The sequence below is a fragment of the Pantoea sp. CTOTU50773 genome (genome assembly GCF_032082325.1).
Lineage (GTDB): Bacteria > Pseudomonadota > Gammaproteobacteria > Enterobacterales > Enterobacteriaceae > Pantoea > Pantoea communis.
The window spans coordinates 14,914-33,586 of record NZ_DAMDQC010000005.1 but is presented as its reverse complement, the minus strand read 5'-3'; the positions used below and the strand labels follow the sequence as shown (position 1 = coordinate 33,586).

The 18,673-nt window shown below is 57.0% G+C and carries 18 protein-coding genes; 15 read left to right on the top strand and 3 right to left on the bottom strand.

What is annotated here, in order from left to right; genetic code table 11:
• Nucleotides 1-68: 68 nt before the first annotated feature.
• Both RT340_RS01555 and idi read left to right on the top strand, forming a co-directional pair.
• On the top strand, nucleotides 69-1,631 hold the full coding sequence (locus RT340_RS01555) for an MFS transporter (RefSeq protein ID WP_166933113.1): 1,563 nt from the start codon (nucleotides 69-71) through the stop codon (nucleotides 1,629-1,631).
• A 344-nt stretch (nucleotides 1,632-1,975) separates the two neighbouring features.
• Complete coding sequence (gene idi / locus RT340_RS01550) at nucleotides 1,976-2,509, top strand: isopentenyl-diphosphate Delta-isomerase (RefSeq protein WP_097117336.1); 534 nt, start codon at nucleotides 1,976-1,978, stop codon at nucleotides 2,507-2,509.
• Between the two features lie 29 nt (nucleotides 2,510-2,538).
• On the opposite strand, the gene RT340_RS01545 is transcribed toward idi, so the two are convergent.
• A complete protein-coding gene (locus tag RT340_RS01545; protein WP_097117335.1) occupies nucleotides 2,539-4,005 on the bottom strand; it encodes an MFS transporter in 1,467 nt (488 codons plus the stop codon).
• 217 nt (nucleotides 4,006-4,222) lie between these two features.
• Between RT340_RS01545 and RT340_RS01540 the strand changes: the two genes are divergently transcribed.
• From RT340_RS01540 to RT340_RS01525, 4 genes are read left to right on the top strand one after another with little or no spacing between them, the layout of a single operon-like run.
• Nucleotides 4,223-5,131 (top strand): ABC transporter substrate-binding protein, encoded by a 909-nt coding sequence (locus RT340_RS01540; protein WP_211728129.1) that lies wholly within the window; start codon nucleotides 4,223-4,225, stop codon nucleotides 5,129-5,131.
• A 3-nt stretch (nucleotides 5,132-5,134) separates the two neighbouring features.
• Nucleotides 5,135-6,301 carry an ABC transporter permease gene (locus RT340_RS01535; RefSeq protein WP_211728130.1) on the top strand — a complete coding sequence of 389 codons (1,167 nt, stop codon included), beginning with the start codon at nucleotides 5,135-5,137 and terminating at the stop codon, nucleotides 6,299-6,301.
• On the top strand, nucleotides 6,294-7,229 hold the full coding sequence (locus tag RT340_RS01530) for an ABC transporter ATP-binding protein (RefSeq protein WP_211728131.1): 936 nt from the start codon (nucleotides 6,294-6,296) through the stop codon (nucleotides 7,227-7,229). The genes RT340_RS01535 and RT340_RS01530 overlap by 8 nt, the downstream gene beginning before the upstream one ends.
• Nucleotides 7,229-7,960 (top strand): ABC transporter permease, encoded by a 732-nt coding sequence (locus RT340_RS01525; protein WP_160832554.1) that lies wholly within the window; start codon nucleotides 7,229-7,231, stop codon nucleotides 7,958-7,960. The genes RT340_RS01530 and RT340_RS01525 overlap by 1 nt, the downstream gene beginning before the upstream one ends.
• 170 nt (nucleotides 7,961-8,130) lie before the next feature.
• Here the strand turns inward: RT340_RS01525 and RT340_RS01515 are convergent, their stop codons facing one another.
• On the bottom strand, nucleotides 8,131-8,865 hold the full coding sequence (locus RT340_RS01515) for a MerR family transcriptional regulator (protein ID WP_313373706.1): 735 nt from the start codon (nucleotides 8,863-8,865) through the stop codon (nucleotides 8,131-8,133).
• A 151-nt stretch (nucleotides 8,866-9,016) separates the two neighbouring features.
• Here RT340_RS01515 and RT340_RS01510 point away from each other — a divergent pair, with 151 nt between their 5' ends.
• Together RT340_RS01510 and RT340_RS01505 are read left to right on the top strand one after the other, a co-directional pair.
• Complete coding sequence (locus RT340_RS01510; protein WP_058961578.1) at nucleotides 9,017-9,580, top strand: helix-turn-helix domain-containing protein; 564 nt, start codon at nucleotides 9,017-9,019, stop codon at nucleotides 9,578-9,580.
• Nucleotides 9,577-10,095: a GNAT family N-acetyltransferase gene (locus RT340_RS01505; RefSeq protein WP_283216644.1), complete on the top strand. Its 519-nt coding sequence runs from the start codon at nucleotides 9,577-9,579 to the stop codon at nucleotides 10,093-10,095. Before RT340_RS01510 ends, RT340_RS01505 begins: the two co-directional genes overlap by 4 nt.
• 10 nt (nucleotides 10,096-10,105) lie before the next feature.
• Here RT340_RS01505 and RT340_RS01500 read toward each other — a convergent pair whose 3' ends face one another.
• Nucleotides 10,106-11,077 (bottom strand): LysR family transcriptional regulator, encoded by a 972-nt coding sequence (locus RT340_RS01500; RefSeq protein WP_038648010.1) that lies wholly within the window; start codon nucleotides 11,075-11,077, stop codon nucleotides 10,106-10,108.
• A 157-nt stretch (nucleotides 11,078-11,234) separates the two neighbouring features.
• Here RT340_RS01500 and argH point away from each other — a divergent pair, with 157 nt between their 5' ends.
• Genes argH through RT340_RS01465 form a run of 7 tightly spaced genes read left to right on the top strand, consistent with a single transcriptional unit; the run spans nucleotide 11,235 to nucleotide 18,253 of the window.
• Nucleotides 11,235-12,662, top strand: a complete 1,428-nt coding sequence (argH, locus tag RT340_RS01495; RefSeq protein ID WP_211728134.1) for an argininosuccinate lyase — start codon at nucleotides 11,235-11,237, stop codon at nucleotides 12,660-12,662.
• Between the two features lie 10 nt (nucleotides 12,663-12,672).
• Complete coding sequence (locus RT340_RS01490; protein WP_097117320.1) at nucleotides 12,673-13,551, top strand: amino acid ABC transporter permease; 879 nt, start codon at nucleotides 12,673-12,675, stop codon at nucleotides 13,549-13,551.
• A 13-nt stretch (nucleotides 13,552-13,564) separates the two neighbouring features.
• Nucleotides 13,565-14,329, top strand: a complete 765-nt coding sequence (locus RT340_RS01485) for an amino acid ABC transporter ATP-binding protein (protein WP_034820986.1) — start codon at nucleotides 13,565-13,567, stop codon at nucleotides 14,327-14,329.
• Between the two features lie 19 nt (nucleotides 14,330-14,348).
• Nucleotides 14,349-15,170 carry an ABC transporter substrate-binding protein gene (locus tag RT340_RS01480; RefSeq protein WP_160832549.1) on the top strand — a complete coding sequence of 274 codons (822 nt, stop codon included), beginning with the start codon at nucleotides 14,349-14,351 and terminating at the stop codon, nucleotides 15,168-15,170.
• A gap of 12 nt (nucleotides 15,171-15,182) precedes the next feature.
• Nucleotides 15,183-16,028 (top strand): polysaccharide deacetylase, encoded by an 846-nt coding sequence (locus RT340_RS01475; protein WP_313373665.1) that lies wholly within the window; start codon nucleotides 15,183-15,185, stop codon nucleotides 16,026-16,028.
• Nucleotides 16,021-16,908, top strand: a complete 888-nt coding sequence (locus RT340_RS01470; protein WP_313373663.1) for a polysaccharide deacetylase — start codon at nucleotides 16,021-16,023, stop codon at nucleotides 16,906-16,908. Before RT340_RS01475 ends, RT340_RS01470 begins: the two co-directional genes overlap by 8 nt.
• Nucleotides 16,892-18,253, top strand: a complete 1,362-nt coding sequence (locus RT340_RS01465; protein ID WP_313373661.1) for an MmgE/PrpD family protein — start codon at nucleotides 16,892-16,894, stop codon at nucleotides 18,251-18,253. The genes RT340_RS01470 and RT340_RS01465 overlap by 17 nt, the downstream gene beginning before the upstream one ends.
• The last annotated feature ends 420 nt before the right edge of the window (nucleotides 18,254-18,673 follow it).

Below are 18,673 nucleotides of genomic sequence, written 5' to 3'. Positions count from 1 at the left end.
ATAACAACGGCGGCAGGGCATAGCACCTTGCCGCTATTACATACCCTACCAGAACAGGAATCGGATCGATGGTTAAACCTACAGAACGTCGCGTCGGTTATGGCGTCGCGATCGGCTACGGCCTGACGGATCTCTTTGGCGGCGGTGCCTTTGCGGTGATTGGCACCTGGTTGCTGTTTTTCTATACCACCTACTGCGGATTATCGGTGTTTGAAGCGGGCTCGATATTTGCCATCGCCCGCGTCATCGATGCGATATTAAGTCCGATCATGGGCTACATTACTGACAACTTCGGCAATACCTGGCTGGGGCGAAAATTTGGCCGCCGCCGTTTCTTCCTGCTGATCTCCTCTCCCTTAATGCTGCTGTATGGCGCGCTGTGGGTGACGGATATGGGCTACTGGTACTATCTCGGCACTTATCTCACCATCGAACTGCTGTCGGCAATGGTGCTGGTGCCGTGGGAAACCTTGTCCTCGGAGATGACCAATCGCTTTAGCGAGCGCACGCGTCTTTCGGGCGTGCGCCTGATGTTCTCAGCGCTTGGCAGTTTCCTTGCCGTCTCAGTGCCGGGCATCATCATGACCTATACCGGCAAAGACAACGCCATTACCTATACGCTGACCGGCGTCATCTTCTCGGTGATTTACTGCGTGGCGGTGTTTATTACCTGGTTGACCACCTGGGAGGCCAAAGATATTCAGCCGGAAGAGGATGTGGCGCAACATTCGGCGCGCCAGGGGAGCCTGAAGGCCCACCTAAAGTATCTGTTTGTCGATTTGGCATCGTCATTCAAAATCAAAGCCTTTCGTCAGCATCTGCTGATTTATATCTGCTCCTTCACCGCGATGGATGCCTTTCTGGCGGTGTTCACCTATTTCGTGATCTACGGCCTGAAGCAGGATGCCTCACTGGCTTCACTGCTGCTAAGTAACATGATGTTTATGTCGATTCCCGGCACTTTCATTTTCATGATGCTGCTTGGCCGCTTTAATATGACGCCCTCCAACGCGCTGCGTATGTCCTACCTGAGTATCGTCGCTATCTTCCTGTTCCTGTTTGCGGTTTATCTGTGGCAATGGCAGGTGCCCACGCTGCTGTTCAGCGCAGTCTTTCTGTTTTTGGGCATCGTGCGCGCCGGGCTGTTTTACATTCCGTGGAACATCTACAGCTTTATTCCCGATATTGATGAGATGGTGACCTGTAAGCGGCGTGAAGGGATATTTGCTGGTGTCATGGTGTTGACGCGTAAAAGTTCGGTGGCCATCGCCATTTTCATGATTGGCATCGTGCTGCAGGAGAGTGGTTTTGTGAAAGGCAACGGTGCGCAACCGGAGAGCGCCATCCATGCGATTGTCGGGTTGATGGTGTTTGTCACCACGGCACTGCTGGCGGCGAGCTTCTGGCTGACCTTTAAATTCAAACTGACGCAGCGTAGCCATAAGTTGCTAATCAAAGAGGTGGCGCGCCGCAAACTGGGTGGCACGGCAAGAGGTTGCGATGCTGAAACGCGTGTGGTGATTAAAGATCTCACTGGCTATGAATATGATGAAGTGTGGGGCGCAAGCCGGCATACAACTGCCCGAGATACGACAATCGAATCCGAGCTAAAACTGAAGGGGCGGCTTTAAGCGCGAATGCCTGTCAGGTAATCACTCAGTCAAATCAGGCTGCCCTTTAAGAGGGGGCCGCCTTATCTGTGCGCATAGGCGGAATTGAGCGGTCAGAGCGTGGCGACGACAGACTCAAGGCGGCCCGGGACTGTGCACGCCTCCGCATCCTGGCTGATAACGATGACGACTTTATAGCGCCCATGGTTGGCCGATTTGAATTCTACATCCTGAGTCGTTACCGCTTTGTCTGATGACTGCTAAGCTTAAATTTCTCTACTTAAGCGCACGGAATGTGCGCGATTTCCTCAGTTTCAGTCTTTGAGGTTGTGTACAATAGCTGAGAATTATCTGAAGGAGTTGTCATGCCCGCCATTGAAGTTATTCTCGTCGACCACCTCGATCGTCCCACCGGCAAGATGGAAAAGCTGGAAGTACATGAGAAAGGATTGCTGCATCGTGCGGTGACGGTCTACGTGTTCAATTCGCGCCATGAACTGCTGCTGCAACGTCGTGCAAACGGTAAATATCATTGTGGCGGCTTGTGGAGCAACACCTGCTGCGGCCACCCTTATCCGCAGGAATCGACCCGGGATGCCGCTGAACGTCGCTTGCGTGAAGAGATGGGGATGCAAGTAGCGCTGACGCCAGTGTTCGAACTGAGCTACAACCTGCCATTAAGCAACGGTCTGACCGAGCACGAGTATGGTCATGTATTCTTCGCCACCAGTGATATTGAACCCAACCTGAATCCGGAAGAAGCGGATGCCTGGTGTTATCGCTCGATTGAGCAGATTCAGCAGGAGATGCTGGATCAACCCGAACAATTTACGCCCTGGTTCCTGCACACCTTCCCGCGCATTCCCCATACGTTTGGCGATTTCCGCCTGACCGCATAAAAAACGCCCCTTAACGGGGCGTTATTGTCTCAAGTGAAGTCTTCCGCATCCACATCGTAGCCTGAGGGCTCCCAGCGGATCGCCAGCAGCGCCAGCAAGCCAATCAGCGGGGCGAGGAAAATCACCCAGAACACGCCGGTGCCGAATGCCGCCACCAGTAGTGGGAACAGGAACAGCGACACGGTTGAACTGCCGCGCATCAGCGTCTGGTTAAAACCAACCCCCACGCCGCGCAGTGAAGCAGGGTAGCTCAGCGAGGCAAAGGTCATGGTGTGTGAGCCCGGACCGAACCCCTGACCAAACAGGAACAGCGCCAGCATCGCAATCGCCAGTGCCGCTTGTTCACCGCCTTCCGGGCGACCAATCAGCGCTAACCCCAGAAGGGCAATGCACTGACAGCTGTAACCCGCCACCGACATCTTCCACGCGCCGAGACGCGGCACCAGACGCACGGCCAGCAAGCCACCCACGAAAGCGAACAGCAGATTCAACGCCAGCGACACCAAAATAGTGGTCAGCATCGATTGCGCAAAGAAGCTGGAGATGATCACCGGCAGGCCAAAGGCCACCGCGTTGTAGGCGAACGAAGAGGCGATGGAGGTGACGGTCGCCAGAATAGTACGACGACGATAAACCCCCTGTAGCAGCGCGCCATAGTTACGCCAGCTGGCTTTGCGCACCGGCTTGGCCTGCGTCAGTTCGGCATCTTCCGCGACATGGGCATTGATGTTGTAGGAGCGCTGCAGGATCTGCGCGGCGCCGTGCAGGTTGCCCTGATTGGCCGCCCACACTGGAGACTCACTCATATAACGGCTGCGAATGGCAATAATCAGCAGCGCAGGTACCGCGCCGAAGCCGAGGATCAGTCGCCACAACCAGTCGGTGTGACTTTCCGGCAGCACCGCATACAGCAGCAGCACCAGCAGATAGGAAATACTGATTGCCGCATACCAGGTGGGACACCACATTGCCACGCTGGCGGCCTTATTCCCTTGCCCGCGCAGTTTAGAAAACTCGGCAAGAAACGCCATGGCGACAGGAAGATCGATGCCCACGCCCAATCCCATCACAAAGCGTGCACCGCCCAACACGTATTCGTTCGGGGCAAAGGCGCAGGCCAGCGCTGCAACCACAAAGAAGAACATATCCGCCATAAACACGCGGTAGCGGCCAATTTTATCGGTGAGATAACCGCCAATCAGCGCACCCACAATCGCGCCGAAGGTAATCGCGGAGGCCACCATCCCGGTGCCGGTCGGCGTCAGGTTAAATTCGCGCGTGACATCTTTGATACCAAAGGCCAGTGCGCCAAGGTCGTAGGCATCGAGGAACACACCGCCGAGGGCGATGGCCACCACGATGCGCGCATTGCTGCGAGACTCGTTGCTGTTGTTCACGAGATTCGATACGTCAGCCGCGCTGCGAATCCATTTGGTTTCGCCAGTCGGCGTATTCCCTGCCAGCGCCACGTGCGCCGGAGAAGCTAAGTCGGACATGATGTTATGTATTTTATTGTAAAGAGTGGGACTATGAGAATAAGCCTGTACCTACGCATTAAAAATTCCATTTGGTTATATGTCCTGCGAATGGGTTATAAGCAATGTGCGTTAAATAGCAGAAAAAGCTCGAACTGGGGCGCTTGACCGCCCCCATCCTGTTTCGCCAGGCTACGCTTGATAGTCACAGACTGAAATATAAGCAGAGGACAGCGGCATGATTAAGCAGGGTTTATTGGGGATGATCGCATTAGCGATGAGTGTGGGCGCTGCAAATGCGGCCGATCCGGTTAAGGTCGGTTCAAAGATTGATACCGAAGGTTCGCTGCTGGGGAATATCATCCTGCAGGTGCTGGATAAACATGGGGTGAAAACCGTTAACAAGATCCAGCTCGGCACCACGCAGGTCGTGCGCGGAGCCATCACCGCAGGTGAACTGGATATCTACCCGGAATACACCGGCAACGGCGCCTTCTTCTTCAGTGATGAGAAAGATGCTGCCTGGAAAAATGCGCAGCAGGGCTATGAGAAGGTGAAAAAGCTCGATGCGGATAAAAATCATCTGGTGTGGTTAACCCCTGCGCCCGCCAACAATACCTGGACCATCGCGGTGCGCGGCGATGTGGCACAGAAAAATAGTCTCAACTCCCTCGACGATCTCAGCGCCTACCTGAAAAAAGGCGGCACCTTTAAACTGGCGGCGTCGGCGGAATTTATCGAACGCAGTGATGCGCTACCCGCTTTTGAAAAAGCCTACAACTTCAAGCTGGAACAGTCTCAGCTGCTGTCGCTGGCGGGCGGTGATACGGCGGTAACCATCAAAGCGGCGGCACAGCAAACCTCTGGCGTCAACGCAGCCATGGCCTATGGCACCGATGGCCCGGTGGCGGCGCTCGGTTTGCAAACGCTGACCGATCCCAAAGGCGTGCAGCCAATTTATGCCCCTGCGCCAGTGATTCGGGAAAGCGTGCTGAAACAGTATCCGGAGATCGGTAACTGGTTGCAGCCGGTGTTCAGTAAGCTGGATGAGAAAACCCTGCAACAACTCAATGCACAGATTGCGGTTGATGGTCAGGATGCCAGCCAGGTGGCGAAACAGTGGCTACAGCAGAATAAGTTGCTGTAAGCGGTGCTGTTACTGTTATCAAGACCGCGCCAGCAGCCGGTGCTGCTGGTGTTAACGCTGCTGATCACGCTGGCTCTGGCTACCTTGCCGTTACTCAGTTTCGCCGCCAACCGCCTGGTGTCAGGCCAGCCGCTAATGCTGTGGCAGGTCACGCAATCCTGGCTGTTGCTGCTGCCGTTACTCTGGCTATGGCAAGGGTTGTGGTGGAAGCCACGGCGTCGCAATCTGGTGATGGCATTGCTGGACGCTGAGATTCTGTTTGCGCTGCTGATCTTTATTGGCGGGCAGACGGCAGCGCAGCTGGCTAACAGCGGCAGCCCGCTGGCACGCACGGCCTTTGGCAGCGGTTTATGGTGTGCGGCGGCGCTGGCTTTATTGCTGGCCGCTGAGGCTATCCGCCAGCTCACGGCCAGCACGCCGTGGCGAATTCTGCTGAATCTGCAAATCTGGATTGTTCCACTGATATTGCTGCTTAGCGGTCACCTCGACCACCTCTCCCTGATGAAAGAGTATGCCAACCGTACGGCGGTGTTTGATGCGGCCTTCAGCCAGCATCTGCTGTTGCTGGGCGGCACATTACTCCCCACGTTGTTGATAGGTTTACCGCTGGGATTAGCGATTGCCCGACGACCGCGCTGGCAAAATGCCGCTTTCAGCGTACTCAACCTGATCCAGACTGTGCCTTCCGTGGCGCTGTTTGGCCTGCTGATTGCGCCGCTGGCGGGGCTGGTGGCTCACTTCCCGGTGCTGGCGAGTTGGGGCATCAGCGGCATTGGTCTGGCGCCCGCGCTAATCGCACTGGTGTTGTATGCGCTGCTGCCGCTGGTGCGCAGCGTGGTGGCCGGATTGCAGCAGGTGCCGCAGGAGGTGCGCGAAACCGCACGCGGTATGGGCATGAGTGCACTGCAACAGTTCTGGCACGCCGAACTCCCGCTGGCGCTGCCGGTGTGGCTTTCGGGCTTGCGTGTGGTGGTGGTGCAAACCATTGGACTGGCGGTGGTCGCGGCGCTGATTGGTGCCGGTGGCTTTGGCGCCATTGTATTTCAGGGATTACTCAGCAGCGCACTGGATTTGGTGTTGCTGGGCGTGATTCCGGTGGTGGCGCTGGCGGTGGTGTTTGATGCCGCATTGCGTTTACTGTCGGCACTGCTGGAGAGAACCGATGATTGAGTTTCACCAGGTAAGCAAAATGTTTGCGGGCAAAGCAGCGGTGCGCGATCTCACTTTGCATATTGAGAAGGGCAGTTTCACCGTGCTGATCGGCACCTCCGGCTCGGGCAAATCCACCACGCTGAAAATGATCAACCGGCTGGTTGAGCATGACAGCGGCGAAATCCGCTTTGCCGGTGAACCGATTGAACGCATGGATGCACGTGCGCTGCGGCGGCGTATTGGCTATGCCATCCAGTCGATTGGCCTGTTCCCGCACTGGAACGTGGCAAAGAATATCGCTACCGTGCCGTCACTGCTCGGCTGGCCGCAGGCAAAAATTCAACAGCGCGTAGAGGAGCTGCTGACGCTGCTCAATCTGGATACGCATCTGGCGACGCGTTTTCCCCATCAACTTTCCGGCGGTCAGCAGCAGCGGGTTGGCGTGGCGCGCGCGCTGGCCGCCGATCCCGAATTGTTGCTGATGGATGAGCCCTTTGGCGCGCTCGATCCGGTGAACCGCCAGGCACTGCAACAGGAGATGCTGCGTATTCAGAAGCTGTCAGGACGCACGGTGGTGCTGGTGACGCACGACATCGACGAAGCGCTGACGCTGGCGGATCAACTGGTGTTGATGGACGGCGGTGAAATCGTGCAGCAAGGCAAGCCGATTGAGTTGCTGACGCAGCCTGCCACGGATTTCGCCCGCGAATTCTTTGGCCGCAGCGAGCTTGGCGTGCGACTGCTGGCATTGGGACGTGCTGGCAGCGCCGCGCGGCGCGGCGAGTGGCTGGACGGTGAGCCAATAGCCGCGCACCTGACGCTGCGCGAGGCGCTGTCACAGTTTATCGCTCGGCGCACCGACAAACTGCCGGTGATCGATCAACATCAACAGCCGTTGGGTGTCCTGCACTTCAGCGATCTGCTGCGCCAGCGGGAGGGGATCTGATGCGTGTCTGGCGCGATCCACTGTACTGGCTGCTGGCGGTGTTTCTGCTGCTGCTGTGGGGGTTGCCGCATAGTGCACCGCTGTTTGCCCACTGGTTCCCGCAGCTGGAACGTCCGTTGTATCAGCAAGAGAGCTTCTGGCGGCTGGCCCTCGCACATCTGTCATTGGTGATCAGCGGCAGCGCACTGGCGATTTTTTTTGGCGTAGGCAGTGGTGTTTTTGCGACGCGACGCGCCGGGCGGGCGTTCAGGCCGTTACTGGAGACGCTGGCGGCAGCGGGGCAGACCTTTCCGCCGGTAGCGGTGCTGGCGATAGCCGTGCCGGTGATGGGCTTTGGCGCGACACCGGCCATCATGGCGCTGTTTCTTTACGGGTTGTTGCCTATTTTGCAGGGAACGCTGGCAGGTTTAGACAGCGTGCCGGACAGCAACCGGGAAATTGCCGTGGGGCTGGGCATGGGGCCATGGCGGCGCTTATGGCAGATTGAGCTGGCGCTAGCCGCACCGGTGATCATGGCAGGCGTGCGTACCTCGGTGATGATCAGCATCGGCACCGCGACCATCGCGTCGACAGTGGGCGCAGAAAGCCTGGGCTCGCCGGTGATTATCGGACTGAGCGGCTTTAACACCGCTTATGTGATTCAGGGGGCGCTGCTGGTCGCGCTGCTGGCACTGATTTGCGACCGCGTGTTAGAACGCGTGCAACGTCAACTCAGTGGCTGGGAAGGATAAGGCTGTAGCCCACCAGCATCATGCCACCCATGCCACCAATGGCCATCACGGCAAACAGGGAGCCAATGAGAATTTTATTCCAGTTCATAAGAGAAACCTGAGAAGAGTCATGGAGTGCGGCATGATAACGCGCACACCCGGCGAGGCAAAGGCCGTGTGTGCGATTTTTGTCAGGCGGGATCGTGAATATGAGTGGCAAACCCTTGTGCCTGCCAGTGTTCAAACTGCTCCAGTTGCCGACGCGTCGGTTTCTTACCGGTCCAGATAAACAGATTCTGACCAGGGACCAGCTCAGGACGCGGCATATCCAGCGGCTCGGCTAAGACATCCATGCGCCAGCCCTGCTGCGACAAGCGCCAGGCTTCCAGCCACAGGCGAGTGCGATCTTCCACGCCCCAGCCAATCATCAATGCATCTTTGCCGGCTTTTTTACGGCCGCCCGCCAGACAAAACGCCACGTAATCTATTAGCGCGCCATCCAGCAGGCTGCACATGGTACGGGCGGTGTGTTGATCCAGTCCCAGGCGCTGACGCACGGGCACAAACACGTGATCGATTAACGCATCTACCGGATGTTCGCGGCCTATGGTGGCAATTTTGGTGCGCAATTTAGCCGGACGAACGTGACGCAGCACGCTCATCAGCTCTTCCTGCAGCGCGGTCCAGCCATCGTGCACATTAACGGTTTGGCCTTCCAGCAAGGCTTTCACCTTGCCAACAGGCACACCGCTTTCTATCCAGCGCTTGATCTCCTCAATGCGCTGAACATCTTCATCATCAAACTGGCGATGACCGCCTTCTGTACGCTGGGGTTTTAGTAAACCGTAACGGCGCTGCCAGGCGCGTAGCGTTACCGGGTTGATTCCACAGCGTTCGGCAACATCGCCGATACTGTATAAGGCCATGGCGTCCTCGAAAATTCTGACCTGCATTACAACACCTTAACCGCCTCGTTTGGGTTGTACAACTCTTTTATATTTGTACAACTTGACGTTTTAAGCAAATTAAGGCTTTATTTCATATGTGAGAATTATTTCCCAAATATGAGAGGTGGACATGTCTGTACCGGATACCGAAGATCGACTGGCCGCACGATTAGCCGAATTGCGTGTGCAACGTGGCTGGTCACTGGACGAACTGGCGATGGCTACCGGCATCAGCCGGGCTTCATTGTCGCGCATTGAACGGGCGGAGACCAGCCCCACAGCCGCTTTGCTTAACCGACTATGTGTCGCCTACGGCTTGACCATGTCGCGCCTGTTGAGTGAAGTGGAAGAGGAGGCCGCGCTGCTGCTGAAAGCGAGCGATCAGAGCGTTTGGCGCGACGATGCCAGCGGTTATCTGCGTCGCAGTGTCTCGCCGCCCGCCAGCCATTTCAAGGCCGAACTGGTTGAGAGCGTGTTGCAACCCGGTGCGCGTATCGATTATGACGCACCGCCGGTACAGGGGCTGGAGCAGCATATCTGGCTGCAATCTGGCGAGCTGACGTTCACCATGGACGATCAACGCTGGACATTGCAGGCGGGGGATTGCCTGCGTTTTCATCTCACCGGCAAATCATCATTCCAGGCGCATCCTGAAGGCGGCGCGCGTTACATTCTGGTGGTGTGCAAACCATGATTGAAATTGAACAGTTAAGTGCCACTCAGGCACAGCCCCTGCTAGCCGCGTTGACCGAGGTGCTGCAGGGGTGCGTGGCTGACGGGGCCAGCGTCGGTTTTATTGATGCCGACGATCGCGCAGCGATGGAACGCTTCTGGCAGGATAAAATCTACAGCCTGGCAAGCGGCGATAATCAGCTGCTGGTGGCGCGGCAGCAGGGTGTGATTGTTGCGACGGTAATGGTCGGGTTTAGCGCCATGCCGAATGGGCGTCATCGCGCGGAGATCAGTAAATTGCTGGTACATCCCGCTGCTCGTCGCCAGGGAATTGCACGTCGTATGATGCAGCAGGCTGAGCAATTAGCGGTTGAGCAGGGCAAAACGCTGCTGGTGTTGGATACGCGCAGCGGCGATGTGGCTACGCAGCTTTACTTATCGATGGACTGGCAAATTGCGGGTTCCATTCCGTTGTACGCCGAATCGACGGAAGGGGCGTTAGATGCCACCACGGTGATGTATAAAGTGGTGGGGTGATCGCACCAACTTAGTGCGCCTCTTCGGCCTCGGCCAGGCCCAGTGATTGCATGAACAGCCGGATAATCGGATTAATTTTCCGGCCTTTTTTCATCATCAGGCAGAACGGATTTTCCCGACGTACCGATTCATCACCCAATTCACACAGCTGCCCCCGCGCAATAAAGGGCGCGGCATAGTGCTCGGGTAAATAACCAATAAAGTGCCCGGTTAAAATCAGCATGGCGACGGATTCCACTTGCACCGCCTGCGCACCGCTGTCCTGTAATGGAATGAGGCGGCGGTCATCGCGCGGCGTCACATATAAATGATTAATGATTTTCTGCTCACGTAATATTTCCACCGATATATTCTTATCACAAGATCCAGAATATAAAGGATGTGACATGGAGCAATATAATTTCGAATATTCTTTATAAAGCGGGAAGTAATCAAAATCACTTTTCATTTCATAAACCGGCGCAATACCACAATGAAAACGGCCTTCACTCATCCCGCGTTCAATATCATCTAATTGCGCAGTCTGTAAGCGAATCTGCACCTTTGGTGCTTTCTGGTGCAACTGTTGCACCGCCGCGGTGACCGGGGAGTGCGGATCAGAAATGGTGTTATCTACCACGCAAATCGCGATGTCGCCCAGCAGTTCATTACGGCTGTTGTGCAGACGTTCGCGGAACAGATTCAGGGAGACGAACAGCTCCAGTGTGGCCTGATAGACATTAATGCCGTACTGCGTCAGTTCAAAGCCTTCGCGCCCCCGGCTGCATAACGTCATGCCGAGACGAATCTCCAGATCGGAAACCTGCTTACTGATGGCGGCTAAACCAATATTCAGTTCGTTGCTGGCAGCGGTTAATCCCCCGGCTTCCACCACGCATTTAAATACGCGAAGCAATTTTAAATCGATATTACTCAGTGCCAGAACCGCATTATCGCCGCGATTATTTGCATTGTTTCCAGACTGGGAAACTTTACTTTCCATCTTTGCTATTCAACTCCGGAATAATTGCGGTGAAAGTACAGTGAACCTGAAATATGACGTATTTACCAGTGTGAGTGTGAAATAAGTTTTTATTATCACCTCTGGTTCATTCATATCTTTTTCATATCGCTGACGAGTATCTGCAAGGGGAAATAGCATGTCTGATAATGCCGAACTGTTATGGGGTGCGCGCTTTAAAGCGGCACCGGCGGCCAGTTTAACCGCGCTGTCGCGCAGCCCGGATTATTACTTTGCCCTGGCACCTTACGATTTAGCAGGCTGCCGGGCACATGCCCGTGAGCTGGCTCGCGGCGATCTGCTGAGCAGCGAAGAACTCCATACCATGCTGGCGGCGATTGATGCGCTGGATGCCGATTATCGTGCGGGTAATCTGCATCCGATTGCGGCTGACGAAGATGTTCATACCTTTATTGAACGCGCACTGACCGAGCGCTTAGGACCATTGGGCGGCAAACTGCGCGCCGGCCGTTCGCGTAACGATCAGACCGTCAACGATTTGCGCCTCTACCTGCGTGACAACGGCCGCAAAGTCGTGAGTGCTTTACTGGCTCTGCAGCAATCTCTGGTCGAGCAAGCCGCACAGCACACCGAAAGCGTGGCGCCAGGCTTTACCCATTTACAGCAAGCACAGCCGATTGTGTTCGGTCATCAACTGCTGGCTCATGCACAATCTTTTGCCCGTGACATTGAGCGCATGCAGGACTGGGATCGCCGCAGTGCACGCTGCCCACTCGGTGCCGCAGCGATGGCCGGATCGGCGATTGCGCGCCAGCCGGAAAAAGCCGCTGAAGATCTGGCTTACCTCGCACCCTGCGAAAACTCGATTGATGCGGTGGCCAGCCGCGATTACGCCGCAGAATTCCTGTTCGTCACCAGCATGATCGGTATCAACCTGTCGCGCCTGTGCGAAGAAGTGTGCATGTGGGCTTCGCGCCAGTTCCGCTGGGTGGAGTTGCATGACAGCTATGCTACCGGCAGCTCAATCATGCCGCAGAAGAAAAACCCGGACATTGCCGAACTGACACGTGGTCGTTCTGGTCGTCTGGTCGGCAACCTGATGGCACTGCTCACCACCATGAAAGCCATGCCGCTCTCCTACAACCGCGACCTGAGCGATGACAAACGCAACGTGATTGATGCCGTGGATACCCTGTTGCTGGTGCTGCCTGCCATGGCCGGCATGATGTCGACGCTGAAATTCAACACCGACGTCATGCGCGAACAGGCACCGGACGGTTTCACTCTGGCCACCGAAGTGGCCGACTGGCTGGCGATGCGCGGCGTGCCGTTCCGTGAAGCCCATGAAATCACCGGTCAGCTGGTGCAACTGTGTGAACGCGAAGATTGCGGCCTATCCGACCTGAGCGATGCGCAGTTGCAAGCTGTCGATGCACGCTTAACGCCAGAAGTGCGCAGTGCCCTGACGCTGGAAGCGGCACTGGCTGCCCGCAGTGGCTATGGCGGCACTGCACCGGCACGCGTGCGCGAACAGCTCGCGCGTTTGCAAATCCTGATGCAGGACCAGCAGCGCTGGACTGAAGATTACGCTGGCCCGCGCGCCTGAGGAGACGTCTATGTCCCAATCCACTCCGGTTGAACCCGGCTTGAAAAATAGCCGCGAGCAGATGCATTACGATCTGGATCGCTATCAGGTGGTGCCACGTCGCTATTACGGCCGCATCACGGCTTCAGCGGTGATCCTGGTGCTGCTTGCGTTGCTGGTGAATGCCTTCGCCCACGGCAACATTGAATGGTCGTTTGTCGGCCAGTTCTTTACTGCCCAGGCAATCCTTAACGGCGTGGTGAACACGCTGATTATGTCGGTGCTGGCAATGGGACTCGGCATCCTGTTCGGCGTGATCACCGCGATTATGTATATGTCGCCCAATCCGGTGCTGCACTACATCGCCGTGGGTTACGCCTGGATCTTCCGTGGCACGCCGCTGATTCTGCAACTGCTGCTGTGGTTCAACCTCGCGCTGGTGTTTCCCACCATCAGTATTCCCGGCATGTTCAGCGTGCAAACCGTCACCATCATGACCCCGTTCCTCGCGGCACTGCTGGGTCTGAGCATCAACCAGGGGGCTTATACCTCCGAAGTGGTGCGCGCCGGTTTGCTGTCGGTGGATACCGGACAGTACGAAGCGGCGAAGGCGATTGGCATGCCGCGTCTGCAAGCGCTGCAGCGCATCATTTTGCCGCAGGCGATGCGCGTGATTTTGCCGCCGGTGGGTAACGAATTCATCAGCATGATCAAAACCACCAGTCTGGCCAGCATGATTCAGTACTCCGAACTGCTCTACAACACGCAAACCATCTACTTCGCCAATGCGCGCGTGATGGAACTGCTGTTCGTGGCGGGCATCTGGTACCTGATCATCGTCACCGTGCTGTCGTTTGGTCAGAGTCGCCTTGAGCGCTTCTTCTCACGCGGCCACCGCCAGCGTCAGTAATTGGGAGAGAGAGATGAGAAACATCGTGCGCGCCGTCAAGGTGAACAAATATTTCGACCAGTTCCATGCGCTGAAGGATGTCAGCCTCGAAGTGAATTACGGCGAGGTGATGTGCATTCTCGGGCCATCCGGCTCCGGTAAAAGTACCTTCCTGCGCTGCATTAATCAGCTGGAGAAGGTCGATCAGGGTGGCATTTGGGTCGACAACGAATTAGCGGGCTATCGCATTGCGGGCAACAAACTGCATGCGCTGAGCGATAAGCAGATTGCTCGCCAGCGTCTGCAAACTGGCATGGTTTTCCAGCGCTTTAACTTGTTCCCGCACAAAACCGCGCTGGAGAACATTATCGAAGGGCCGTGCCGCGTCCTGCTGCGTCCAAAACGCGAAGCCAGTGAAGAGGCGATGGCGCTGCTGGATCGCGTCGGTCTGGCGCACAAAGCGCACGACTATCCGCAGTCACTGTCTGGCGGGCAGCAGCAGCGTGTGGCGATTGCCCGTGCGCTGGCGATGAAACCGAAACTGATGCTGTTTGACGAACCCACTTCGGCGCTGGATCCGGAGATGGTCGGCGAAGTGCTGGCGGTGATGCGCCAGTTAGCAAAAGAGGGCACCACCATGCTGGTGGTCACTCACGAGATGGGCTTTGCCCGTGAAGTGGCGAACCAGGTGGTGTTTATGGACGAGGGACGCATTATCGAGCAGGGCGCACCAGAAGACATTCTGCTGAACCCGCAAAACCCACGGATGAAAAACTTTATTAACGCGATTCTTCTTTAACGTGACCGGGGTGAAAAACATGAAAAAACTGTTATTGAGTGCCATCAGTGCCGCGCTGTTACTGCAATCTTCTGCCTGGGCGGATATCGCCGTGCCAGCCGCCATCAAAGAGAAAGGCCTGACTGTGGCAATCATGCCGAACTATCCGCCAATGGATTTTAAAGATCCGGCCACCAACCAACTCACCGGCGTGGATTACGATCTCGGTCAGGCGATCGGTGAGAAACTGGGCGTGAAGATCAACTGGCAGGAGATCGCCTTTGAGCAGATGGTGAACGCGGTGGTGACCAAGCGTGTTGATTTGGTGATGTCCGGCATGACCGACACCAAAGAGCGCCAGAAGGTGGTTAACTTTATCGATTACTTTAAAACCGGTCCGCAGTTCTACACTCAGGCAGCGCGCAGCGACATCAATAGCGCCATGGATCTGTGTGGTAAGAAGGTTGGCACCAGCCGTCGTACCACTTTCCCGGTAGAGATTGCCAACTGGTCTAAAGCGCACTGCGAAGCCGCCGGTAAGCCAGCCATCATCGTCGTCGGCGCCGAAGGTACGGCGGATGCACGCACCCAGCTGCGTCAGAACCGTCTGGATGGTGTGGTGCAGGGGAGTGAAACGCTGCCGTACATCATGGATCTTGAAAAAGGTAAATATAAGCCGCTCGATAAAGCCTTCTCCTTCCAGTACACCGGCATGGCGATTGGTAAAGATGCCAGCGAGCTGACCACTGCGGTACAAGCGGCGATTGACGCGATGATTGCTGATGGCAGCTACCAGAAGATCCTCGCGAAATGGGGTCTGGCTGACAATGGCGTGACTCAGGCGACCGTGAACCAGGGCTAAAGGAGCGTAGCGATGCAACAACCGGGCGCAGTGCGCTGGCCGCAGGGGAAACGCGGCTGTATGGCGCTGGCGTTTGACCTTGATGGTCCCACCGGCGATGCCATGTTGAATGGCAGCCTGTGGTCAACGCCAGAATATTTCACCTTTGGTGCGTATGGGCCGTACCGTGCGCTCGGGCGATTGCTCGACCTGCTGCGCGCTTTCCAGATTCCCGCCACGTTTTTTGTACCAGCGTGGGTCGTGGAGCAGTGGCCGCAGCAGTGTCAGGCGATTATCGAACAAGGCCACGAAGTGGCCTATCACGGCTATCGTCACGAATCTTTCTGGGCGATTTCGCCGGATGAACAGCGTGGCGTGATGGCGAAATCCGCTGAAATCTTTAAACAGCATTTGGGCATCACCGCCTGCGGTTTCCGCACGCCGTCAGGTGACTGGCATGCCGAAACGCCACAAATTCTGCGTGATGCTGGGGTGATTTATTCCAGCAGCATGCGCGGCGACGATCGTCCTTACAGCATCCCGGTGGCGGGTCACACGCCGCTGGTCGAGATCCCCGGTAAGTGGGAGATGGATGATTACGCCTCGCTGGCCTATACGCGCCAGCCTGACTTCCCGAAAGGCGGCGATCGTATTGCCAGCTATGCGCATACCCGTGATAACTGGCAGCGCGAATTCGACGGCGCAATGGATGAAGGCCTGTGCCTGACCACGCTGTTCCACCCGAAAATTTCCGGTCAGCCGGGCCGCATCCTGCTGCTGGAGCAGCTGTTTGAACATATGACGGCGCGTGATGACGTGTGGTTTGCGCGCTGTGATGCGGTGGCGCAGTGGTATCTGCAGGAGCAACAGCATGACTGAATCTTCCCGCTGGCCGCTGGGCTTCCAGTCCGCCGCCATCCTGACCATCGATTTCAATGATATCCACGGTATTTTGACCCAGGCACCTGCCGTCGCCGGACGCGATAAAACCCTGTCGGTATGGCGCTATGGCACCCTGCGCGGCGTAGATCGCTTGCTGGCGTTACTGGCAGAAAAACAACTGCAAGCCAGCTGGTGCTTACCGGCAATTGTGGCGACAGAGCAGCCGGATCTGATTAAACGCATCGTGGCCAACGGCCATGAAATTGCCTGCAGCGGCGAGCGCCATGAAGACTTCTCGGCGTTGTCGCTGGAGCAGCAGCTCGCCAGCGTGACGCGCGGCTGCGACCAGCTGGCACAGTTTACTGGCAAACCGATTCGGGGTTTCCGCACCCCAGCAGGACAGTGGAAACCGGGCCTGGCGGAAGCGCTGGTGGAGCAGGGTATTCGCTGGTCATCAAGCTGGCGCGGCGACGATCTGCCCTACTTCCATCCCGGCACGCGGCTGGTGGAACTGCCGATGCACTACACCCTGGAAGATGAACCCTATTTTGCCTTTAACCTGAGCCCGGCCATCCCACCGGGGCAGTCGCGGATTGCACCTTATGCCGAAACGCTGGCGAACATGACACAAGACTTCCACGGCTTCCACCGCTTTGGCCTGTGTTATCTGCTGCGCCTGCATCCGGAAATTATCGGCACTGCCGGGCGCATCGGCTTGCTGCGTGAACTGATCGAGACGCTGCAACAGCACAATGTGTGGATCGCCACGGCGGAGCAGGTGGCGGCGCATTGGCAAACGCAGCCGGACAATGATTTTTCCCATCCGGCAGAAGTGTTTACCCGCATCACGGGAGGGGCGCATGGCCTCGACGCTTGAACAACTGGCGGCATTTATCGCCGAAACCCGTTTTGAACAGCTGCCTGACGCGCTGGTCGAACAGGCGAAGCGCCATCTGCTGGATACGCTCGGGGCGTCACTGGCGGGCAGCGACAGTCCTATCTGGCGCGAATGTTTGTCATTGGCGTTCGCAGAAGGTGGGCATCAGCAGGCACAAGTGTGGGGAAGTGCAAAGCAGGTGAGTCCACGCCAGGCGGCATGGCTCAACGGCGTGGCCGCACATATGTATGAGTTGGATGATACCGGCGGCTGCGATCACTCTGGCGCGGTGGTTATTCCCGCCATTCTGGCGGCACTGCCTTTGGCGACGCACCCGGTTGACGGTCAGGCGCTGCTGGTGGCCATGGTGATCGGTTATGACGTCGGACGCCGGGTGCTGGAAGCTTGCGGCGGCTACTCTGCGCATAACGGCGCAGGCTGGCACTCCACCGCCAGCTGTGGCGTGTTTGGTGCCGCAGCGGCGGTGTGTTCACTGCTGCTGCTGGATCGCGATCAGTGCGCGTCGGCCATGGGCATTGCCGCCAGTTTTAGCGGTGGGCTGTGGGGCTTTATTCACGACGGCTCGCACACCAAAAAGCTGCATGCCGCACGTGCAGCTGAAGGTGGCGTGCAGGCGGCCTTGTTGGCGCAGCGCGGTATCAACGGACCCTCTGCGGTATTTGAAGCGAAGTGGGGTGGATTCCTGCAAACCCTGGCCGCTGAAACACAGCAACCCGCTGCATTAACCGCCGACCTTGGTGTGGTGTGGAAGCTGGCGCGCTGCTCGATCAAGCCGTATGCCGCTTGTCGTGGGACGCATTCGGCGATTGATGCGCTGGGGTTACTGCTAAAAGAACACCCGGTGCGTGTCGAGCAGATTGAACGTATCGTGGTAGGGCTGAATCCGTTCCTGCTGGAGATGTGTGGCGGACGTGAGTTGCAGAGCCTGGCAAGTGCGCAAATGAGCCTGCCGTATGCACTGGCGGCGCGTGCGCTGTATGGCTCCGCTGAATTGTCCAGTTACGATGATGCCAAACGTCTGCATCCTCAGGTTGAAGCCTTTATGGCGCGGATTGAGTTGATGATTGATGAGCAGCAGGGGCGTGACGACGAGCCGTGGGTGCGTGTTGAAACTCAACAGGGCGAGCAGTGGCAGCAGCATGTGCCGGTGCCGTCTGGTGCGCCCGCGAATCCGCTGAGCCTTGAAGCGCTGCTGGCTAAATACCGTAGCTTAGCGGGGCGTGTGTTGCCCGTTGACCAGGTTGAACAGCTGGAAGCGATTTGCATGGAGCTGGATGACGTCGCGGATGTGCAGGAAGTGGTGACGCTGCTGGCTCGTGCATAGGGTGTAGGTGTAAAAATTTGCACCTAACCTGTCGCAGTGCCTTGGGTATGCAGGTTAATTTTTATCTCCGCAATTTTATTTTCAGGCGCTGCTGTTACTAATAGGCGGTGACGCAGGCCGGGGGCGCTTTGGCGCTGGCGTCCTCGCGCCGCTGACGCGGTCCCCTCACTTCGTTCGTCTGCCTCACGGAACGGCGGGGGATGGCACATCCCTGTGCCGCCCCGCCTTTCGCCCGCGTCCTGCGGGCTATCCTGGCAGACTCACTCTGCTCGGCGCTGTGGATTGCCTGCGCCAAAGCGCCCCCAGCCTGCTCATTAACCATCGTGCTTACTGTTAACGGCAGCCTGGTTTAGTCCATAGCGGGCATGTTGAACCAGATCTTCCAGACTGCTGCTGAAGTGCGTGCTGGTGAAAAGGGCA